The sequence below is a fragment of the Spirochaetae bacterium HGW-Spirochaetae-1 genome, from assembly GCA_002839375.1.
In the GTDB taxonomy this organism is placed as follows: Bacteria; Spirochaetota; UBA4802; order UBA4802; family UBA5550; genus PGXY01.
This window is the reverse complement of record PGXY01000003.1, coordinates 148,202-168,679: the sequence shown is the minus strand read 5'-3', so window position 1 is coordinate 168,679 and position 20,478 is coordinate 148,202. Positions and strand designations below refer to the sequence as shown.

At 48.6% G+C, this 20,478-nt stretch carries 16 protein-coding genes; 14 read left to right on the top strand and 2 right to left on the bottom strand.

Features of this window, described 5'->3' with window-relative positions; all coding sequences use genetic code 11:
• Positions 1-4: 4 nt before the first annotated feature.
• The gene (locus CVV44_05380; GenBank protein PKL39654.1) at positions 5-1,771 is read left to right on the top strand and encodes a [Fe-S]-binding protein; all 1,767 of its coding nucleotides are present in this window, start codon (positions 5-7) and stop codon (positions 1,769-1,771) included.
• Positions 1,761-2,975 carry an aldo/keto reductase gene (locus CVV44_05375; GenBank protein PKL39653.1) on the top strand — a complete coding sequence of 405 codons (1,215 nt, stop codon included), beginning with the start codon at positions 1,761-1,763 and terminating at the stop codon, positions 2,973-2,975. Before CVV44_05380 ends, CVV44_05375 begins: the two co-directional genes overlap by 11 nt.
• Before the next feature lie 331 nt (positions 2,976-3,306).
• Here CVV44_05375 and CVV44_05370 read toward each other — a convergent pair whose 3' ends face one another.
• Together CVV44_05370 and CVV44_05365 are read right to left on the bottom strand one after the other, a co-directional pair.
• The gene (locus CVV44_05370; GenBank protein ID PKL39652.1) at positions 3,307-3,792 is read right to left on the bottom strand and encodes a hypothetical protein; all 486 of its coding nucleotides are present in this window, start codon (positions 3,790-3,792) and stop codon (positions 3,307-3,309) included.
• Positions 3,779-4,750 carry a hypothetical protein gene (locus tag CVV44_05365; GenBank protein ID PKL39651.1) on the bottom strand — a complete coding sequence of 324 codons (972 nt, stop codon included), beginning with the start codon at positions 4,748-4,750 and terminating at the stop codon, positions 3,779-3,781. Before CVV44_05365 ends, CVV44_05370 begins: the two co-directional genes overlap by 14 nt.
• 498 nt (positions 4,751-5,248) lie before the next feature.
• Between CVV44_05365 and CVV44_05360 the strand changes: the two genes are divergently transcribed.
• From CVV44_05360 to CVV44_05305, 12 genes are all read left to right on the top strand, one after another.
• Positions 5,249-5,602, top strand: coding sequence for a hydrogenase maturation nickel metallochaperone HypA (locus CVV44_05360; protein ID PKL39650.1), 354 nt, complete (start codon positions 5,249-5,251; stop codon positions 5,600-5,602).
• Positions 5,602-6,270, top strand: a complete 669-nt coding sequence (gene hypB, locus CVV44_05355) for a hydrogenase accessory protein HypB (protein ID PKL39649.1) — start codon at positions 5,602-5,604, stop codon at positions 6,268-6,270. Before CVV44_05360 ends, hypB begins: the two co-directional genes overlap by 1 nt.
• 250 nt (positions 6,271-6,520) lie before the next feature.
• A complete protein-coding gene (locus CVV44_05350) occupies positions 6,521-6,709 on the top strand; it encodes a hypothetical protein (GenBank protein ID PKL39648.1) in 189 nt (62 codons plus the stop codon).
• A complete protein-coding gene (locus CVV44_05345; GenBank protein PKL39647.1) occupies positions 6,706-6,987 on the top strand; it encodes a type II toxin-antitoxin system RelE/ParE family toxin in 282 nt (93 codons plus the stop codon). The genes CVV44_05350 and CVV44_05345 overlap by 4 nt, the downstream gene beginning before the upstream one ends.
• Before the next feature lie 105 nt (positions 6,988-7,092).
• Positions 7,093-9,537 (top strand): hypothetical protein, encoded by a 2,445-nt coding sequence (locus CVV44_05340; GenBank protein ID PKL39646.1) that lies wholly within the window; start codon positions 7,093-7,095, stop codon positions 9,535-9,537.
• Positions 9,534-10,316, top strand: a complete 783-nt coding sequence (locus CVV44_05335; protein PKL39645.1) for a hypothetical protein — start codon at positions 9,534-9,536, stop codon at positions 10,314-10,316. The genes CVV44_05340 and CVV44_05335 overlap by 4 nt, the downstream gene beginning before the upstream one ends.
• Before the next feature lie 35 nt (positions 10,317-10,351).
• Positions 10,352-10,762 carry a GxxExxY protein gene (locus CVV44_05330; protein ID PKL39644.1) on the top strand — a complete coding sequence of 137 codons (411 nt, stop codon included), beginning with the start codon at positions 10,352-10,354 and terminating at the stop codon, positions 10,760-10,762.
• 113 nt (positions 10,763-10,875) lie between these two features.
• Complete coding sequence (locus CVV44_05325; GenBank protein ID PKL39643.1) at positions 10,876-11,235, top strand: hypothetical protein; 360 nt, start codon at positions 10,876-10,878, stop codon at positions 11,233-11,235.
• A 79-nt stretch (positions 11,236-11,314) separates the two neighbouring features.
• On the top strand, positions 11,315-12,424 hold the full coding sequence (locus tag CVV44_05320) for a DNA polymerase IV (protein ID PKL39642.1): 1,110 nt from the start codon (positions 11,315-11,317) through the stop codon (positions 12,422-12,424).
• A 300-nt stretch (positions 12,425-12,724) separates the two neighbouring features.
• Positions 12,725-16,021 (top strand): AcrB/AcrD/AcrF family protein, encoded by a 3,297-nt coding sequence (locus tag CVV44_05315; GenBank protein ID PKL39641.1) that lies wholly within the window; start codon positions 12,725-12,727, stop codon positions 16,019-16,021.
• A 200-nt stretch (positions 16,022-16,221) separates the two neighbouring features.
• Positions 16,222-16,455, top strand: a complete 234-nt coding sequence (locus CVV44_05310; protein ID PKL39640.1) for a hypothetical protein — start codon at positions 16,222-16,224, stop codon at positions 16,453-16,455.
• A gap of 186 nt (positions 16,456-16,641) precedes the next feature.
• Positions 16,642-20,478, top strand: a complete 3,837-nt coding sequence (locus CVV44_05305; GenBank protein PKL39639.1) for a hypothetical protein — start codon at positions 16,642-16,644, stop codon at positions 20,476-20,478.

The window sequence follows — 20,478 nt, the reverse complement described above, 5'->3', positions numbered from 1 at the left end:
AACGATGAAGATTACGTCAGTACGCCGCATCAGCCAGATATTCTTTTTCACTTTGTTCATATGGCTCTGTATCGTCAATACCCTGGGCGAGTCATTCTGGCAGCTCAGGGGATGGCCCGTTAATATTTTTCTCCAGCTTGATGCTCTCTCCGCTATTGGCACGGTTCTGTCGACACACCGCCTTTATCATAATTTCATTTGGGCAGTCCTTGTAATTGCTCTTACGTTTGTCATCGGAAGATTTTTTTGCGGATGGATATGTCCCTTCGGCGCCCTTCATCAATTCGCGGGATATATCGCCCACGGTAAAAAGCCGAAAAGGGAGAAGATACGGCTCAACAGCTACAGAAAAATATATGTCATAAAATATTATATCCTGATTCTTTTTCTTGTCATGGCCGTCTTTCCGGTTGTCGGCGGGAGCCTCATGACGGGCCTTCTTGATCCCCTGCCGCTGTTCACCAGGAGCATGAATCTTATCCTCCTTCCCGTGCTTGACGGCTCATCGCATGTCTCATCCGCTGCGGGGCGGTTGTATGAAGGGGGTCTGGTCATACTCATCGTATTCGCGGCGCTTGTGCTGCTGAACATAGTCATACCGAGATTTTTCTGCAGGGTTCTCTGTCCTCTTGGGGCGCTCATGGGGATATTCAGTCGCCTGGCAATATGGAAAATAGGCCAGAATAAAAATGCATGCACGGAATGCGGCCTTTGCAACAGCTCATGCGAAGGAGGGTGTGAGCCGGCGGGTCAGATACGGCAGGCGGAGTGTGTGCTGTGCTTTAACTGCCTGCACGATTGTCAGCATGGCACGATCAGTTACCAGGCTTCAGCTTCGACGGCCGGCGAGATCAAAGGCCCCGGCGTTTCCAGAAAATCTTTTCTGACAACGCTGGGTAGCGGGATATTTCTCCTCCCGGCAATGAGGCTATCCGGGCAGACCGATAACAACTGGCAGTATGATTGTATCAGGCCGCCGGGATCTATCGGCGAAGAGGAATTTCTCGCCAGGTGCCTGCGGTGCGGGCAGTGCATGAGGATATGCCCGACAAATATCATACAGCCCGCGGGATTAGATCGTGGTATGGAAAGCCTGTGGACGCCGGTGCTGAACTTTCGAATCGGGACGAGCGGATGCCAGCATGCCTGCGTAGCTTGCGGAAAATCGTGTCCCTCCGCTGCCATCAGGCCCATCACGCTTGAAGAAAAGCATGGAAAAGGTGATTACCGCAAGAGCGGACCCGTGCGAATCGGAACTGCCTTCTTTGACCGGTCTCGCTGCCTTCCCTGGGCCATGAATATGCCGTGCATTGTCTGTCAGGAGAACTGTCCCGTGAGCCCCAAGGCGATCTATACCGATGACTTTTATTCGCCCGTAAGAGATGGCGTTTTACAGGTGAAAAAAATTATGGGCAGCCGTATTGAACTTCAGTCTGATAAACTGATAGAAGGCATGTATTCGTCGGGCGACTATTTTCTCCTGCTCGGCGGCAGAAAATACAGGATCAAGGGAAACGGTACAGGGGAAATCGAAACCACGGAAAAAATTTCCCGCAGTAACTATTCCTCGGCCGAGGTACTCGTACATCTGCAGAGGCCGTATATGGACATTGAAAAATGCGTGGGTTGCGGGATATGCGAACACGAGTGCCCCGTGCACGGGCTGAAGGCCGTAAGGATTTCTGCGGAAGGAGAAACCAGGAATCCCGAAAGGAATATGACAATCAGAAAAGGAAAATATGTAACGAGGGAGGTACATAATGGAAAATAACCGTATGAGCAGAAAGGATTTTTTGAAAATCACCGGTACCATAACAGTGGGAACAGCCATGGGTCTTGCCGGAGGTCATAAGGAATTGGACGCTGCCATGGCGAATGCTGGAAATTTACCCAGCATCCCGAGGCGAAAGCTCGGCAAAACGGGAGTCATGGTGTCGGTCATTTCTAACGGCGTCATGTACAATGTTGTCGACAAGCAGATACTGCTTAAAAAGACCCTCGACTGGGGCATAGCCCACTGGGATACATCACATGGTTATGCACAGGGAAACAGTGAGATCGGCATGGGAATTTATTTAAAGAAGCATCCCGAGAAGAGAAAAGATATATTTCTTGTATCGAAGGCTTCCGGGGCAAGAACACCGGATCAAGTGGAGGACTGCCTGCAAACCTCCCTGAAAAGACTGAATACTTCCTACATCGATCTTTTTTATGGCGTACACGGCTGCAGCAGCCCTGATCAGCTCTCTCCGGAGCTCAGGAAATGGGCCGAGGGTGCAAAGAAGCGTAAGCTGATTAAATACTTTGGATTCAGTACTCACAAGAACATGCCCAATTGCCTTATGGCCGCTTCAAAGCTCGACTGGATCGATGCTGTTATGACGTCGTATAACTTCAGACTTATGCAGGAACCGGACATGCAGAAGGCCGTTGACGCCTGCGCAAAAGCCAATATCGGTCTCATTGCCATGAAGGTCATGGGTCTGTCCATCAGCTCCGACGGCGATAAAAAGCTCACAGACCATTTTGTTAAAAAGGGATTTTCCGAGGGACAGGCAAAGCTGAAAGCCGTGCTTGCCGACACCAGGATAGCTGCTGCCTGTATCACCATGGAAAATACCGCGTTGATCGCGACAAACGCCGAGGCGGCCCTGGATAAAGTAAAACTTACCAGGGCCGATATGAAGGTGTTCAGGGAGTATGCCCTCTCGACCTGTTCCGGCTACTGCGCGGGCTGCGCTGATCTCTGTGACGCGGCCATGCCCGAAGCCCCGGTAGTCAGCGATATCATGCGGGGCCTCATGTACTATAACAGCTACGGCAACGAGGAAATGGCCCGGAACCTGTACAGTGGAATATCTCCGGAAATCAGGAATAACCTTCTTGCCCTTGATTACGCAAAGGCAGAATCGGCATGCCCGAGAAATATCCCCATCGGTGCCCTGATCAGGGAAGCCGTGGAGAAGCTGTCCTAGACCTCATCCCCCCTGCCCCCTTCTCCGCACGGAGAAGGGGGAGATCTTGTATGTAAATTGTTTATTGAAAATCTGTGATATCACTCTGGACATTGTATTTTATATGTTATTTCTATAACATCTGTCAAAACATTATCGCTCAATCAAGCCCTCTGTGTCTCCGTGGTGATCTTTGCCTATAACTTAGCGGCCTTTCTGTACAATAGTATTTTATCCATTTATCAGCCCCCTCCGGGGGCGGCGATGGTGAGTTCATGTCGAACCTTACCCTTTATCCGCCGGGGGACCTTCGCGATCTTCCTGTGCAATATTTAAAAATATATTTCAGTACTTATTTGTTGTAATCAGGATTAAGGGGACACCCCGTATTGACACACTTTGAACACCCTGTTATGCGAAGGTGCAGAAACCAGTACAGTATAAAAATGCCAAGATAGACGGCGCCGAAGAAAACCATGGCGTGCACCACCAGGATATATGCTGGAACAATGACGCGCAGCAGATACGATACGGAAGCCCAGAACAGGGCCATGAAGGTGAAAGGTTTACCTGAGGATTTGAAAAAATAATGGACGCACTGTCCTTCCAGGGGAACAGGGCAGTTTTTCCCGTAATAGGCGCAGTGCCGGCATGTTCCGGCGTAGATGACGATGTAGGATAGTACCCAGAGGAGTATATACAGGGCCGCATGATACGGCCCGCCTTTCCAGCTGAGATACAGTCCCATTAAAAAGAGGGACGCCAGCAGAAACGCGGCTCCCGTCGTGTCTCTTGATGAAAATTCAGTGCGATGTGCTTTGCGTTTAACTCTGAACATTTTTGTGCACCCTGACCGTTTCCATGAGGGTCTCCAGGGAATTGTATTTCGGACTGAATCCCAATTCTTTCTTCGCCTTTTCATTGCCTGCCACAAAGGGGAAGCGGATGTATTCCAGGTATCCCCGGTTCACCTCGATGCCGGGAACACGGAGTCGCCACAGGAGTTCCAGGAGCGGCGCCATGATGAAGAAAGGAACCGGTACTGTTTTAGTTCCCATGATCCGGGCGATTTCGCTCGTCGCCAGGGTGCCGTCGCCGGTAATATTGTAGGCGCCGCCTTTCATTTTGTTCATGGCCAGCAGGCATGCATCAACAAAATCGTCTTCATGGACGAACTGGACCGGGGCATCATGATTCATGATGCTCACCGTGACGGGCTTGAAAAGCATGCGCGACACATAATTGTTTACCGAGGGCCCGAAGACCGTGCAGGGCCGGAGTATGGTCACAGTCATTTTTGGGTTCCGTGCGGCAAAGTCCTGTATCAGCATATCGGTCTGTGCCTTGTTGTATCCGTATGGATATGATTTGTTGCCGCGGAGAAGATGGGCCTCGGTGAGCACAGGTGGATTATCACGGTGCGCGCCGTATCCCAGGGTGCTGGTGATGGCGATGATATTCCGGACACCTGCCTCGGCCGATGCGGTAAGGACATTGGCAGTACCGTTCAGATCTACATCGTGCATGAGCGCTTCGTCATGAATGGGAGTAACGACAAAGGCGAGGTGAAAGACCGTATCAACGCCGTGCTTTTTAAAAATGTCAGTCATGGACCGGTCGCGGATATCCATGCGGTAAAAGGAGAGTTTTTTATCGTTCATATCCAGCGGCCTGACGTCGAGGCCTGTGATAAATTCAACATTTTTATCGGCCAGGAGTTTTTCCATGAGGCGCATGCCCAGGTATCCCGACGCGCCGGTGATTGCTATTCGTTTCTTTTTTGTTTTTACTGCCATGGGTTTCCCTTCCTCGATGGTATATAAATTATTATAAATTCAGGAAGATATTTATATAGTTCATATTTTAAAGAAAGGAAAAAATAAATTTTATGATGAACCGTGTTTATTGTGATGAAAGATAATCATGCAATATTCATCATTTTGTATAGAGTCTGCAATAGGTCAGTGTGTGGTATACGCCCCGGCGAATTAATTAAAGATGTATCTAAATCAGAAGTCGCCACCCCTGTAAGGGGTTAATAAACCATCATTCCATTTCGCAAATATGTGTTGCACCAAAGCTTTCGCGGCAGTTTTTAAAAGTTAAAAGCCCCCCGTGGGGGCGGCAACGATTAATTCGTGACGAACATGATGTTCAATTGCCGGGGGCATTATTGTTTTGACGTTTTAAGAGGCATGCATCGAAAAAAATAATGCTTGTCACATCAGGATATACATGTATGGTATTGCAACCTGTTTTGCAAAGGTAAATTTATACAATGGTGTGGTACTGCAATGCACGAAATGGCCGTCATGGAACGGATACTGGACGTTGTTATCAAACATGCCCAGACCAACAATGTGAAAAAGGTTGTGTCGATCTCGCTCAGTGTGGGTGAAATGACAGACCTTATTGATGAATGGATGCAGAAATATTTCGATTACCTGAGTAAGGGCACCGTGGCGGAGAATTCAAAGCTGAAGATCACCCGTGTTCCCGTGGTGCTCCAATGCGGGAAATGCAGCAATAAGTTCGAAGTATCGGTGAAAGACCTGGACAAGGCCCACTGTCCCCAGTGTGATGAAAAGGATAATTTTTCCCTCATCTCGGGCCGTGAGTATTTTATCAACAACATGGAGGCATACTGATGGACCAGATACGGCTGATAGAGGTGAAAGAAGATGTAATGCAGGATAACGTAAAGCTGGCAGACAGTGTTCGGGCGCGGATGAAATCGGAGAAGACCTTCCTGCTGAACCTCATGTCGTCGCCCGGCGCGGGCAAGACCACGCTTCTCGTAAAAACCATTGAAATGATGAAGCAGAAATACCGTATGGCCGTCATCGAGGCCGACATCGATTCCATTGTCGATGCCGAGACCATTCAGTCAAAAGGAGTAACGGCCGTGCAGCTCCGAACAGGGGGCTTCTGCCATCTCGACGCTACCATGACCCTTCAGGGCGTGGACGCCCTTTCCCTGAAGGACCTTGACCTGGTCATCATCGAAAACGTGGGCAATCTGGTCTGTCCTGCCGAGTTTGATACGGGCGCCGTGAAGAACGCCATGATTCTCAGCGTACCCGAGGGTGATGACAAACCGCTGAAATATCCTCTCATGTTTTCAATTTGCGACATTCTTATCATCAGTAAAATCGATTATCTTTCCATTTCCGATTTCAATGTCCAGGCCGTGCACGAGCGTGTCAAAAGGCTTAATCCCGACATCAGGATCGTGGAGGTTTGCGCCAAGACCGGCCAGGGCATGGAGGGGTGGACTGAGTGGCTGGCCGGACAGGTGGATGCGTTTATTAAATAAGTTGAAAGAGGGCTCACTGGAAGTACGCGAAGGCCGCGAAGATGGAAATGAAAAATAATAAAATGCTTGAGAAGATTAAATTGTATTTTTATGCAGTTCTGTTTGGTCTTTGTTTAATTCTACTACTCTGCAATCAAGGCGTGCAGTCCATATAATCAGAAGTCCGAAAAGAGTTGGAATGCCAAAAAGTAATTGTCTTTGCAATGAGCATATAGTACCTTTGTTAGTGCAGTATAAAGAGGTGAAGTGTATGGGTAAAACGATGATCAAAAAGGAGGCAAAATCTTTAATAGATAAATTGCCTGAAGGTGCTACTTGGGATGATTTGATGCGTGAAATTTATATACGTCAGGCCATTGAATCGGGTATGGAAGATAGTCAAGCCGGCAAAATAAAAGATGTGCATGAACTGAGAAAAAAATACGGTTTTGACGATTGAAAGTATACTGGACGGACACTGCGGAAAAACATCTTGATTCGATTTACAACTACATAGTGCAACATTCCGAATTATATGCCAAAAAGACCGTTGACAGGTTAACAAAAAAATCCATACAAATAGCTGACTTCCCATTATCCGGGAGAATTGTACCTGAGTTTGAAATGGATCAGATTCGGGAAGTTTTTGATGGACCGTATCGTATAATCTATCATCTTAAACCTGATCAGATCGATGTAATTGCCGTTCTTCATGGCTATCGGAATGTCAAAAATTAAAAAATTTTAAATTAACACACATAAATATGCTAAACATTAGTTGACATATATCCGTTAAGTAGTATAGTCGTACCCATGGTGTTTCATATGTTGCAGAGGTGAACTATGGCGGATATAAAGAATTTCCTGCAGGCACGTTTTGAAAAGGATACGCGTGCTCATCTGAAGATCAATAAAAGAAAGGGTGAATTCGAACCCTTTCCCGGCGTACTGCATGAAAAACTGAAGTCGGTCCTGGTGAGCCAGGGAATCACCCGGCTCTATTCCCATCAGAAGGATGCCTTTGAATCCATCAGTGCCGGTGAGAACACCCTGCTGGTATCCCATACGGCCAGCGGAAAGACCCTGTCCTTTTTTCTTCCCATACTCAATGAATATATCAGTGCGGAACAGCCCTTTTCGGTTCTGCTCCTGTATCCCACCAAGGCATTGTCGCGGGACCAGGAAAGCACCTTCGGCGCCCTCATGGATGTGGTGCAGAAAAGCGGGCGCCTGGGCACCTTTGACGGTGATACGCCCCAGGATGAACGGTCCCGCATCCAGAACAGCGCTGACTTCATCATTACCAATCCCGATATGCTCCACAACGGTATTCTTCCCAATCATAACCGGAAATGGAAATCCTTCCTGTCGCGCCTGCGGTACATTGTCGTTGACGAGGTGCATATCTATCGCGGTGCTTTCGGTTCCCATGTATCCAATGTGTTTCGCCGGCTCCGGCGGGTCTGTGAAATCCACGGCAGCTCCCCGGTTTTCATCTGCTCGTCGGCCACGGTGGGGAATCCCCATGATCATGTAAAGGCCCTCTTTCACCGCGATTTCAATGTTATAGAAAAAGACGGGGCGCCGAGGCCCGATCGCGAGTTCTTTTTCATCAATCCTTCCCTGGTACAGAGCCAGGGCCATGCCATGTACCGCAAGGGCACGGCCTCGGTTTCCATTCCCCTCATACGCGAGGCGGCAAAGAGGGGAGTGCGGACCATCTGTTTCTGCCGGGCCCGCCAGGAGGTGGAGCGGCTCTACCGGGCCGTCTGTGACGGGAACCCGGAGCTTCGGTCGAAAGTCAAGCCTTACCGCGGTGGGCTTCTTCCCGGAGAGCGGCGGCAGCTGGAGCGGGACCTGGTGAGCGGCAAAATAACCGTGATTATCACCACCAACGCCCTTGAACTGGGCATCGATATCGGCGACCTGGAGCTGTGCATACTCTCGGGACATCCCGGAACCGTGGCCAGCTTCCGGCAGCAGTCGGGCCGCGTTGGCCGTAAGGAAAACGATGCCGTCATCGTGTACATCGCCAAGGACAGTCCCATTGACCAGTACCTGGTTCATCACCCTGAATTCATCACCAGCGCTCCCGTGGAACAGGCCCTGCTGAACGCCGACAATCCCTATATCATGCTCCAGCATCTGCCCTGTGCCGCCCATGAACATCCCCTGCGTGCCAGCGAGCCCGGCTTCGATGCCCTTGTCTATTCCAGCGCCCTGGATATACTGAAAAACGAAAAAACAGTGGTTCCTTATCATGATTCCTTCCGGTATGCGTTGCAGGATTATCCTTCGCGGGGCGTGAATCTCCGGGGCCTCACTGATTACAACATTGAGATAATTCACGGCTCTGAGGTGATCGGCGAGATAGATCCTATCGGCGCCCGGGGGACCCTGTACAAGGACGCCATTTATCAGCACCTGGGACGGAAATACATGTCCCTGGACCTGGATCTCGAAAAGAAGCTCTGCTACGTGGAGCCCGTGGAGGCCGATTATTTTACCGAGGCCGTATGGGAAGGGCGCATTGAAATGATTGAGTCACAGGAAAAGAAATACAGCCGGGGCGCCAGGATGGAATTCGGTTTTATAAATGTGAACAAACAGCCCAAGCTTTACAAAAAGATCCGGGAGCGCAGTTACGAGAATATCGGGTACGGCCCCATCACCCTGGCGGCTTTTGAATACGATACAACGGGCTTTAGCCTCATGGCGCCGAAGAAATGGACCGGGGCACTGGAGGCCGTAGACAAACGAATGGTAGGCGCAGCTTTCCACGGCCTGGCCTATATCCTGCGCCACGCCGCTCCCCTTATATGTATGGCCGATGTTTCCGATATCTCTACGGATGTTTCTCTCGTGGAGGTAGAGGACGATCAGTGGAAGAGCGCCCTTTACCTGTACGACACCATCGAGGGCGGTGTCGGCTATGCCGAAAAAATATTCGAGAAGCATGAGCTTTGCCTGGACCTGTGCAGGACCATCATAGATGAGTGTGACTGCAAGGGTGGATGCCCTTCCTGCGTGCCGCCCCTGCCGCCGGGCGTCGATTCCCGGGAGCTGGAAATATTCCTGGTGGAATCAAACGCCTCGACGAAGTGCACCCTGTCGCTCATACAGGCCCTGCTGTCGGGGGAAACCGTGGTGCCGGAAGTGCAGTATTTTACGACACCTGTTGAATTTCCCATTGAAGCTCCGCCCGTTGATCTGGAAAAAAAGCTCATCAATGAAAAGCTGGACCGGGCGGCCAGAATACTACAGAGAAAGAGGGAGCGTCTCCATTGATATCGGAATGTCTGTTACACTGTCCCGGCATCGGTCCACGGACTGAAACACGCTTCAGGGAACTGGGTCTCTCCAACTGGGACGATTGCCTTGAGGAGACCGGGAGAATTCCCATGAAGGGAGCGCGTCTCCGGAGAGTCATCGATACGCTGGAGCGGAGCAGGGAGGCCCTGGCCACGGGGGATATAGCTTATTTTGTCAATGCCTATCCTGCCAGGGAACACTGGCGTATACTGGCCCAGTATTTTGACCGGGCTACCTGGTTTGATATCGAGACTACGGGATTGTCATGGCACTACAATCACGCATCGGTCATAGCCGCCTGGCATCGGGGGAAGATGTATTCTTTTGTACATGGTGAGAACCTCGACGATTTTCTTATGCTCGTCGATGATTCCGAGCTCCTGGTGACCTTCAACGGCAACTGCTTTGATATTCCCTTCATTGAAAAGACCTTTAATATTCCGGAAATATCGTGTCCCCATGTTGACCTGCGCTGGGTGGCGTATCACGAAGGGTACCGCGGCGGCCTCAAATCGATTGAGAAAGAAATAAATATCAGGCGTCCCGGGGAAATTAAGGACGTGGACGGATTTGAAGCCGTTGATCTTTACTACCGGTGGCAGGCCGGGGACAGGAGCGCCCGGGATAAGCTTGTCGCCTATTGCAGGGCCGACGCCCTGTCGGTGTACATGGTGGCGGCACGGATCCTGGCGCGTCGCGGTGTGAAGTTCGATATACCCGGCGATGCGGAGCTTTTTGATGCTATTAGAGAATAATCTTTCATGGATGAGAGTTCTACAGGAGGTTACAGGTGAAAAAAATTGACACGATAAACAGAATTAGTGAGGCCTTCTACCGGGTGTATAATACTTTGGGATACGGCTTTGCACGGGATATCTATCTTCGGGCCTTCATGGTGGAGCTGGACTGTATGCATATTGAATACAGAATCGATCATGCCCTGAACGTTTACTATGAAGGGATTATAGTCGGAACCTATGATACGGACCTGGTGATAAATAACAGGATCATTGTATCAATAAAAGCCGATCCCTTTTTGGCCGATGCCGATGAATATGGAATAGAAAATGCTGTTCTGGCCACGTGCTGCGAGGCGGGGATACTGCTTAATTTCGGCACAGCGCCGGAGATGTGCCGAAAGATGGGTGAGGGGAGAGATATGCGGCACGGTGAGGAAGTACCGTATTCGGTTTGTGCATAGCCCCCTAAATCCCCCAGAGGGGGACTTGCCCCCCTAAATCCCCCAGAGGGGGACTTACCCCCCTAAATCCCCCAGAGGGGGACTTAAATAAGGATAGGATATAAAGATTGCTGATGACTCAAAAGTTAAAAACACCAGGATATGTGATTCAACTTGCCAGGGGAATGAGGATCAGTTTAACCTATGCTGAGAATTTATTATGGGAACAAATAAGAAAAAGAAAACTTGGTGGATATCGGTTTAGGTGTCAGCATCCTGTCTATCGCTATATTTTGGATTTTTATTGTCATGAGAAAAAACTGGCTGTGGAAGTTGATGGGGAAATCCACAACAGAAGGAAGGACTATGATGAATATAGAGATATGTTTCTCCAGGGTGTCGATATAAAAACTCTTCGTATTAGCAATAGAGAAATAGAAAATTCTATTGATAATGTATTAAAGAAAATATATCACGAACTTGAAACCAGATAGTGTTAAACCCCTCTCAGGGGTGGCGACACCTGATTCTTAAAAAGGGAATGTGAATTCGCCGGGGTTGTTGGATTAAATTATGAAAAAAATTATCCACATCGACATGGATGCCTTCTTCGCTGCCGTCGAGCAGCGTGATAACCGGGCGTTGCGGGGAAGGCCTGTCATTGTAGGAGGACCGCCTGACAGCAGGGGAGTAGTTGCCGCCTGTTCCTATGAAGCCCGGAGATTCGGCATTCATTCGGCCATGCCGTCCAGTATGGCGTACCGGCTCTGTCCGCAGGCTGTTTTTGTGCGCGGAAGATTTGATGCATATCATGAAGTTTCGGAACAGATACAGGAGATATTTCATGAGTATACCGATCTGGTGGAGCCCCTTTCTCTCGATGAAGCATACCTCGATGTGACGGAGAACAGGCCCAACATACCTTCCGCGACATGGATAGCCGACGAAATCAGGAAGAAGATTTATAATGTAACGCATCTTACGGCTTCAGCCGGTGTCTCGTATAATAAGTTCCTGGCAAAGGTGGCATCGGATTTCAACAAACCCAATGGCATCACCGTGGTGACTCCCGATCGTGCCGATGATTTTATCAGCTCTCTTCCCATCGGTAAATTTCACGGCATCGGCAAGGCAACGGAAAAACGGATGAAGGATATGGGAGTCCATACCGGTGCTGACCTGAGGAGAATGGACCGCCATACGCTTGTACGGTTTTTCGGCAAGTCCGGTGAATGGTATTACGAAATAGCCCATGGCCGGGATTGTCGTGATGTTGAACCATGCCATGAGAGAAAATCTATCGGGAAAGAAACGACTTTTCAGAAGGATATGAGCGACCGGGAAGCCATGCTGGGTATAGTCGAAGATCTTGCCCGCCAGGTCGGCGGCATGATGGAGGAGATGCAAATCCGGGGAAGAACCGTTACACTTAAAGTTAAATACCATGATTTTGTATCCTGCACGAGAAGCCTGACCCTTGCTGAAAGCATCACAACGGCGGAAGACATTATACGACATATACCACTTCTCCTCGACAGAACAGAGGCCGGGGACAGGCTTGTAAGGCTTCTGGGAATTTCCGTTTCCGGTTTCGACAGGGAGATTGAAAAGGGCTCCGTCGATATCCAGCTCCTTTTGCCCTTCAGGGAAAACCTGAGTTTTGCCCGCATGTACGCACAGTAGATAAAGCAGCCACGACGGAGACACAGAGAGCGTGGCCTGACGATAAAGGTACAAAATTGAAATATAAAGTGTCATTTATTAATATTTCCCAATATATTCTTAATTGTATACGATTGTAAATTATTTCTTGACAGACATTTCCATACGGGCAATGAATCATACATTTAATTAATTTTCCTCATTCTCCGTGGCTCTGTGTCTCTGCGGCAGCCTTTTCCTTGGTAATAAGAACCGTCTGAAGTGACTTGATGAGGAGAATATATATATTGCCATAAAAAACTAACAAATGGATAAAATCCTATGAAACGTCTCGTTGCCTATTTTGCTGAAAGATCACTGCTGGTTAATATCTTTACTGTAGGACTCCTCATCGCGGGCCTCGTTTTTATTTTTTCCGCCAAAAGGGAGGCCTTTCCCAATGTTGATTTTGACTGGGTCCTTATCACAACGGTCTATCCCGGAGCAACACCTGCGGATGTGGAGAAGCACATCACCAAGCCTGTAGAGGATGAATTGCGCGAAGTGGATGGTATCAAGCAGATTCATGCCAGTTCTCTGGAGTCACGGTCCGTTATCGCTATCCAGCTGGACCCCGACCTGGACAACAAGGATAAGACGATCAATGATATAAAGAATGCCGTAGACAAGGTTGATGATATGCCCGATGATGCCGAGGACCCCGATGTACGGGAACTCAATACGAAGCAGCAGCCTATCATTGAAATTTCTATTTTCAGCAAAAACGGTGTAAACAATGATGCGCAGGAATTTGAGCTGCGCCGGTACGCCAAAATGCTGGAGGATAAAATTGTCGATGTAAGCGGCGTGGCCAAGGTGGACAAAAAAGGATACCGCGACAGGGAGATGATTATAGATGTAAAACCCGGATTGCTTGATTCATATCACGTAGCCATCAATGAGGTTATACTTGCCCTGTCCAGGAAGAGCCTGGATTTTCCCGGAGGTGTTATTAAGGAGGATGGCCGGGAGGTTCTGATCCGCACTGTGGGTGAGGTTAAGAACGTTGATGAAATAAGGAAAGTCCTCATCAGGGCTAACGATATGGGAAACTGGGTCACCATAGGTGATGTTGCCCAGGTTCGTGACTCCTTCGAAGAGGAAACCGTTATCAATAAGACCCGGGGGGAAAAATCCATCGCTCTTACCGTGGTGAAAAAAGAATCGGCCGACATTATAACGCTGGTGGACAGTGTCATGGTGGAGGTTGATAAATTCAAGAAGATACTGCCTAAAGAGTATAACATCTCAATATACAGGGACTTCTCATATTATGTAAAGCGCAGGCTGAATGTTCTGGTGACCAACGGAATTATCGGTTTCACCCTGGTAGTCCTTTCGCTTCTTATCACACTGGGATGGCGTATATCAATTGTTACGGCCCTTGGCATACCAACGGCCTTTTTTGCCACCTTTATCTGGATGGCCTGGTATGGTATCAGTATCAATCTTATGTCCATGTTCGGTCTCATCATGGTGCTGGGTATGCTCGTCGATGATGCTATTGTCGTGGCGGAAAATATCTACCGGCACATGGAGGAAGGAGAGTCCGTGAAACAGGCCGTGGTTAACGGTACCAGTGAGGTTATTATTCCCGTCATGGGTACAATTCTCACCACTGTCGTGGCCTTTTCGCCTCTTATTCTAATGAAGGGTATCATGGGCAAGTTCATGTGGACTCTGCCTGCCGTGGTTATTGTAGCTCTATTGGCCTCATGGATCGAGTGCATGTTCATTTTGCCCTCCCATATCAAGGACATCGAAAAGGACAGGAGTAATCACAAGGCCCTGAAGGACGAGGAAGGAGGTCTTCATGTTTTTTTCATGAACAAATACAAGGCCTTTATCTCAGTTATTCTTACGAACCGGTATAAGTCACTGTTTCTGATCAGCGTGTTTTTTATCGCGTCCATTATTTTTGCCGTGACGCATATAAAGTTTATACTGTTTCCCCAGGGCGGTGTCGAAATAGCCGTGGTAAAGGCCGAAGCAACCTCGGGGACGCTTGTTCAGGATATGAGCCGAAAACTGGGCCTTGTGGAGAAGGTCGTGGGAGAGTTGCCTGCAATCGATCTTGATACCTATACGGCCAGCGCCGGGATTCTTCAGGAGCAGCCTAATGATCCCAACACAAAGCGCGGTTCCAACTATGGTATCGTTATGATTTATTTAACGCCTGAACAAAACCGAAAACGTAAGGCCGATGAAATAATCGACGAGGTGCGGAAAAAATGTGCTCCTTTTAAAAAAGAGTTTACCAAGCTGGAATTTGCTTATATAGCCAATGGTCCTCCCGTGGGGAAGCCCGTGCAGGTCACCATCAAAGGTGATGATTTTGATGTACTCAGGAAAATATCCGGTGATTTTAAAACCTACCTGCATACGATAAAAGGTTTGAAGGATATCAAGGACGACTTTGAAGACAAGAAGGACGAAATACGCGTAGTGGTTGATGAGAGAACAGCGGCCATCGCCGGTATCACGGTGTACGATGTGGCCTCAACCGTCCGCTCCTGTTACGAGGGTACCGTTGCCACAAGTATCAGAAAGACCGACGAGGTTATCGATGTGAGGGTCAATTTTCCCGAAGGCATTAAAAACAGGGTGGCAAGTCTCCAGAATATCAAGATCGCGAACCGCATGGGGAACCTCATACCCCTGTCGCGGATTGCCCATTTTGAAACAACCCAGGGCATGTCCCTTATTACCCGTAAGGATTACCGGCGTGTCGTCAATGTCACGGCTGACATCGACGAGCATGCCAAGGGTGTAACATCGGTTACGGTGAACCGTATGTTAACGAAAAAATTTGAAGGAATTGAACAACGTTATCCCGGATATGCCGTGAGCTATGAAGGTGAATTCAAGGACACACAGGAATCCGTTGAGGACCTTATGAAGTCCTTTGTCATTGCCTTTGTGGCTATATATATCATTCTCGTTGCCCTTTTCAGGTCGCTGGTGCATCCCCTCATTATCGTCATGGTTATTCCCATGACACTGATAGGTGTTATCTGGACTTTCTTTTTTCATGGTCTCCCCATTTCCTTTCTCGCCCTTATGGGAGTGGTAGGACTGGCCGGTGTCGTTGTCAATGATTCCATCGTGCTAGTTGATTTTATACAGAAGAAACGTGTTGAAGGCCTGCATCCCGTAGAGGCCTGTGTTGAGGCGGGGGCCACGAGGCTGCGTCCCATATTTCTTACCACCATTACCACGGTACTGGGGCTCATGCCAACGGCTTATGGTATTGGCGGATATGACCCTTTCCTGAAGCCCATGGCTCTTTCCCTCTCCTATGGTCTTGTCTTCGGGACCCTGATTACGCTTATAGGCACGCCCATACTCTATGTCATGTTGTCGGATATTCGCCAGCTTATATTTAAGGAAGAATATCAGGAGAAACCCCGCGAGGAGCTTTCCGAAACGGCCAAACTGGAACTGGAGAAAGAAATTGAGAGTAAGGTTGAAGCGGACCTGGTGGCCCGGCTGAAAAATGAAATTACTCACGATTTGGTCGACGCAATCCAGCGTGGTAAGCCGTCAAAGAAGGGGAAGCCCCCGGTTAAAAAGAAGTAAAAAAGAAGATATTTTCTGACCTCTCACTGTTTCCCCGGCATTACACGCCATGTATTCCCCATGGAGAGCACATGGCGTGTAATGAACATATACCATTCTGCATGTACCGCAAAAATATAATCCAAACAGGCCGCTTCAGGTTATTCTTCACGCCCTTTTATACGATAATTAAAACAGATTGAGGATCAGGAGGCGCGGTCATGAAACAGAGTCAGCAGTCCCTGTTCGGAAATGATACTATAGCTGGTCTTGATGCACTGACCGGGTGTAATGCCGATTCAGGAAAGGTCCCGGCTGGGGAAATGGGGAAGCACGATATTGAGGTCAATGGAAGACTCACGGAATATCTGGAAAAGTATATTCGCAGCTATAAAAATATTAATGATCAGATTGAGCTCAAAGGTAAACTGATTGATCTTATAAGAAAGCTGTAGCCCGTAAGTATCCAGGCATGGCGAAATAACTAAAGGCGAATAATTACCTGCCGGAAATATCCTGCACAGCTCTTAAAATAAAAGTTGAAATAATTCTTGCTATTTCAGCCTTAACAAGCTATGAGAAAATGCTGCTGCCCATTTGTCGCGGTTAATGTAATCTGAAAGTTCAACGGGGTTGCCATAATGGATAGTACCTTGCTATTTATCGTTTTTGTCTGCATTTTTTTCCTCTGGCTTCGGAGCCGGAACCTGGATAAAAGAATAGGTGGTCTTGAAGATAAGATCAGGATTCTGGAGAAGGGAGGCAGTAAGACTGCCGAAATGGAACAAGGTGTTGTGGTGCATAAACCTGAAGCAGCGGCTGCTGAAACCGGGAAAGCGCCGGAAAAATTGACAGAGAAGAAAACGCCTATTCCACCCGCACCGGAAGTGCTGCCCCTTCCCGAGGCTGCTTTCAGGGCGGTGAGTCAGGGTGGCGAAGCACTGAAAGATTCTGATTCAGTGAGCAAAAAGAAAACGCAATCCGTAAGTGTGCCGCCTGTTGAGCACATGAAGGTTAAGACTTCCCCGTCGGCAGCAGGAACACGGGCCGGTTTTATCCCGCGGCGTTTAAAAGAAGCATATCCGGAGCTGTGGAGCAAATTTGAAAAACAACTGGTGGAAAACTGGACGGGTATCCTGGGCGCCGCCATCCTTGTGATGGGTGTTGGCTTTCTCGGCATATACGCTTTGCTGACACTGTCGGCCCTTTTCCGTTTTGGTATGATAATACTCGTGGCACTGGCGCTATTTGCCTCATATGTACTTCTAAGGAAAAAGGATTCATGGATGAAACTGGCCCGGTGGTTGAGAAGCGCCGGCAGCGCCGTGCTCCTCTTCGCCGTTATCGGCGCTGGAGGAATTCCCGGCCTGAAGTTCATTGATAATGAGGGTGTGGCCCTGGTCCTTGTCATTATGGGTATCGCGGTGAATCTCTATTCCGGTTATGCCGGTGGCACGCAGTACTTTGCCTCCCTTCATGCCCTTATCAGCCTGGCCGGTATGGCAGTTGTTCCCCAGAGCAGTCTTACTTTTATAATCGCCGGCATAATCGTGTTTTTCAGTATTGCCATCGCCTTTCGGTCCCGATGGGAGTACCATCTCCTGGTGACCATTACGGCATTTTTTGCCTATCATCTCTACTGGCATTATATCAGCGGTTATACGGCGGAACTAATGCCCGTGAATATGAGAATTGCCGGTATAGCCACAACACTGGCTGTGGGTATCATCGCCGTTTTTTCGCACTATCGGCAGATATATAAAACGGAGCGTTTCGAAACTCTGCCCTTTGTCGTGCATATCCTGAACTGGACCTTTCTCGGGGTAGGGCTGCTCTTTTATTCAACGGGAGCAAAATGGAATTCCCTTGTATTGGCCTTTGCAACGGTGATTATATTTTTTCTGGCTAAACATGCGCGGACTCTGGGCATTCGCTGGCTGTATGTGACGGATATTCTCATATCCCAGTCGCTGGCGCTTTTCACGGTTATATCTCTGTCCCGGTGGGGTTTTGACACGCTCATGATTTCGGCAACGGCCTATATTGAGATTATCATATTCCTGCTCATAGTCGACAGGGAGGGTGACTGGATTCTGCAAAAAATCGGGATGGCGCTGCATCACCTGTCCCTGCTGTTTCTCATGGGATGGTCGGCGTCTATATTTGATCCTGCCGATGCTCCCATGGCGGTTAAAAATTCAGCGGTGATCCTGGCGGCTTTGCTGGTAGAAACGGCCTTTCATCTCTACGCCGTGGGAAAAAACGGAGAGTCCTTTGACTCGCCCCGGGCTTACCTGTCCAGGGAGCCCGTCGGCAGGTTCTCCATAAGCGGCTTTATTATTCCTGTCATGGCGCTTCTTTTCTGGCGTTACACTTTTACCTATACATGGGCCGCCGCCGTCATATCGGCAATATGCATATTCCTGCTTGTTGTGCGGCAGTTGCGGCAGTCAAATGGAATCGGTATGGGGCTTATTCTCCTTGTTCCCCTGATATTTATCATGGCATGGCGGCATATCCTGGGAACCGAAGATATATCAAAGAGTGCTGTCATGCTCTATGCTGCACCTGTTTTCCTTCTTGCCGCAGTTGTTATACGGGCTTCATTTGTTAAAACGCTGGACAGATATGTCAAATGGCCCGGGGTCTACCTCTTCTCCATAAGTCTTGCCGTTGTACTGTATGCAGTCCTTGAACCGGTTTCACCAATGATCCCGGGGCCGGTCTGGCTCACTGTGTCGGTCATATATCTTGAAGTTGCACGCTTCCTGCGCCGGAAATACGCTCTTGTCCTGACAGGAAAAGGGGAGACGGACAGGTACATACTCCATGCAGCCTATGCCTTTATCGGCCTTTTTGTCGCACGATATTTCATGGTCGATATGCAGTCGGAACTGACCATAGCGGGACTGCAGGTGCGACTCATGGTGGAAATTTTCTCCGTGGCGGTTTTTTTATACTGGGCCACGGTCAAGCCTTCCGCCGTTGATTTGCTGAGTTGGAAATATCTTCACCCTCTCATGTGGGAAATGGTGCTGATATTTTCGGTGATAACACTGACCATTGAAACTCCCGATGTGTATCACTCGCTTATCTGGGTTTCCATGGCGGTTTTTCTCCTTGTCATTGGAAACAGGTTCGGGGCCATATCGAGAATGAGACTCTATTCGGTGTTCCTTTTCTGGGCCTCCATGTTCAATGTGACATTCCTTCTCAGTGTTCAATCGGTTCCATCGGAAAACTGGTTTGATCAGGCATGGCTTTTCGGCATGATCACCCTTGTCATGCAGTTCATATTTGCCGCTGCTCTGTACAAATACAGCAGGTTGAAGGATATTACACTGCCGGCTCCTGTCAAATTTATGGAAAGTGCGGCAGTTTTTATTGTGAAACAAAGAAATATCGTTATTTATTATACATTCAGCGCATCCATACTGTACGCGATCTATAAGTTTTTCAATCCCGTATCCCCTTTCATTCCGGGCATACTGTGGCTCATATTTTCAGTTATGTTTCTTGAGCTTGCCCGGTGGATGGAAGCGAGGTACGGTGAGGCCCTCATGCAGGGTGATTATATCGACAACTGCCTTATCAATTCGGGATATGCATTCATTGCCGCCTTTCTCATAAGGCATTTTCTCGTTCACATTCAGTCTGAAATCCATGTGGGAGTCTTTCCGGTCAGATTGATGATTGAAATTTTCGCATTGGCGGTTTTCACCTATTGGGCCCTTACAAGGAAGCCGGAGCGGGAAAAGAATTATTTCGGATGGGATATTCTACATCCGCTTTTCTGGGAGCTTATCATACTATTTTCAATGACGGTACTTATCATGGAGATACCATCACGGTATCATCCTCTGTTATGGATATCGGCAGCCATAGTTCTGCTTCTATCGGGAAGGATATTCCAGGTGAAGGTTTCCCGCTTTCGTTTTTATTCTCTCATCTTTCACTGGATTGCCCTTTTTACCATAGCCTTTGTACTGGTATCACAGGCTGTTCCTTCAACGTATTTCCTGGACCAGGTATGGTTCTGGGGAAGCGCTGCCATTGCTCTCCAGTTTCTGTACATCATGCTTTTCCATCGTTTTGGCGAACTTGAATCCCTGGAGCTTCCCGTGGCAGTTGCTTTTATGAAGTCTCCCATATCACTGGTGTCGCGGCACAGGAACCTGATTATCTATTATCCTTTCTTTGTCAGCATTGCCCTTTTTATCCGGAAGTCCTTTGATGAAACGCTGCACACGCTGCTGTGGGTTGTGGAATCTTTTGCAATTTTTGTCGTGAGTGTTATTCTGAAGGAAAATCATTTCCGGTATCTTGCCATGGGAGTTCTCGCTCTCTGCCTGATCAGGCTTTTGATCTATGATCTTGCGAGATCGGGAACCGTGATTAAAGGCATTGTGTTTGTATGTGTAGGCCTGCTCATGCTGGCGATGAACATTATTTATAATAAATACAGGGACAGGTTCTGA

Excerpts from the sequence above, each read along its gene's own strand:
- CVV44_05380 (PKL39654.1), top strand. The coding sequence starts at position 5 with ATGAAGATTACGTCAGTACGCCGCATCAGCCAGATATTCTTTTTCACT.
- CVV44_05375 (PKL39653.1), top strand. The coding sequence starts at position 1,761 with ATGGAAAATAACCGTATGAGCAGAAAGGATTTTTTGAAAATCACCGGT.
- CVV44_05370 (PKL39652.1), bottom strand. The coding sequence starts at position 3,792 with ATGTTCAGAGTTAAACGCAAAGCACATCGCACTGAATTTTCATCAAGA.
- CVV44_05365 (PKL39651.1), bottom strand. The coding sequence starts at position 4,750 with ATGGCAGTAAAAACAAAAAAGAAACGAATAGCAATCACCGGCGCGTCG.
- CVV44_05360 (PKL39650.1), top strand. The coding sequence starts at position 5,249 with ATGCACGAAATGGCCGTCATGGAACGGATACTGGACGTTGTTATCAAA.
- hypB (PKL39649.1), top strand. The coding sequence starts at position 5,602 with ATGGACCAGATACGGCTGATAGAGGTGAAAGAAGATGTAATGCAGGAT.
- CVV44_05350 (PKL39648.1), top strand. The coding sequence starts at position 6,521 with ATGGGTAAAACGATGATCAAAAAGGAGGCAAAATCTTTAATAGATAAA.
- CVV44_05340 (PKL39646.1), top strand. The coding sequence starts at position 7,093 with ATGGCGGATATAAAGAATTTCCTGCAGGCACGTTTTGAAAAGGATACG.
- CVV44_05325 (PKL39643.1), top strand. The coding sequence starts at position 10,876 with ATGACTCAAAAGTTAAAAACACCAGGATATGTGATTCAACTTGCCAGG.
- CVV44_05320 (PKL39642.1), top strand. The coding sequence starts at position 11,315 with ATGAAAAAAATTATCCACATCGACATGGATGCCTTCTTCGCTGCCGTC.
- CVV44_05315 (PKL39641.1), top strand. The coding sequence starts at position 12,725 with ATGAAACGTCTCGTTGCCTATTTTGCTGAAAGATCACTGCTGGTTAAT.
- CVV44_05310 (PKL39640.1), top strand. The coding sequence starts at position 16,222 with ATGAAACAGAGTCAGCAGTCCCTGTTCGGAAATGATACTATAGCTGGT.
- CVV44_05305 (PKL39639.1), top strand. The coding sequence starts at position 16,642 with ATGGATAGTACCTTGCTATTTATCGTTTTTGTCTGCATTTTTTTCCTC.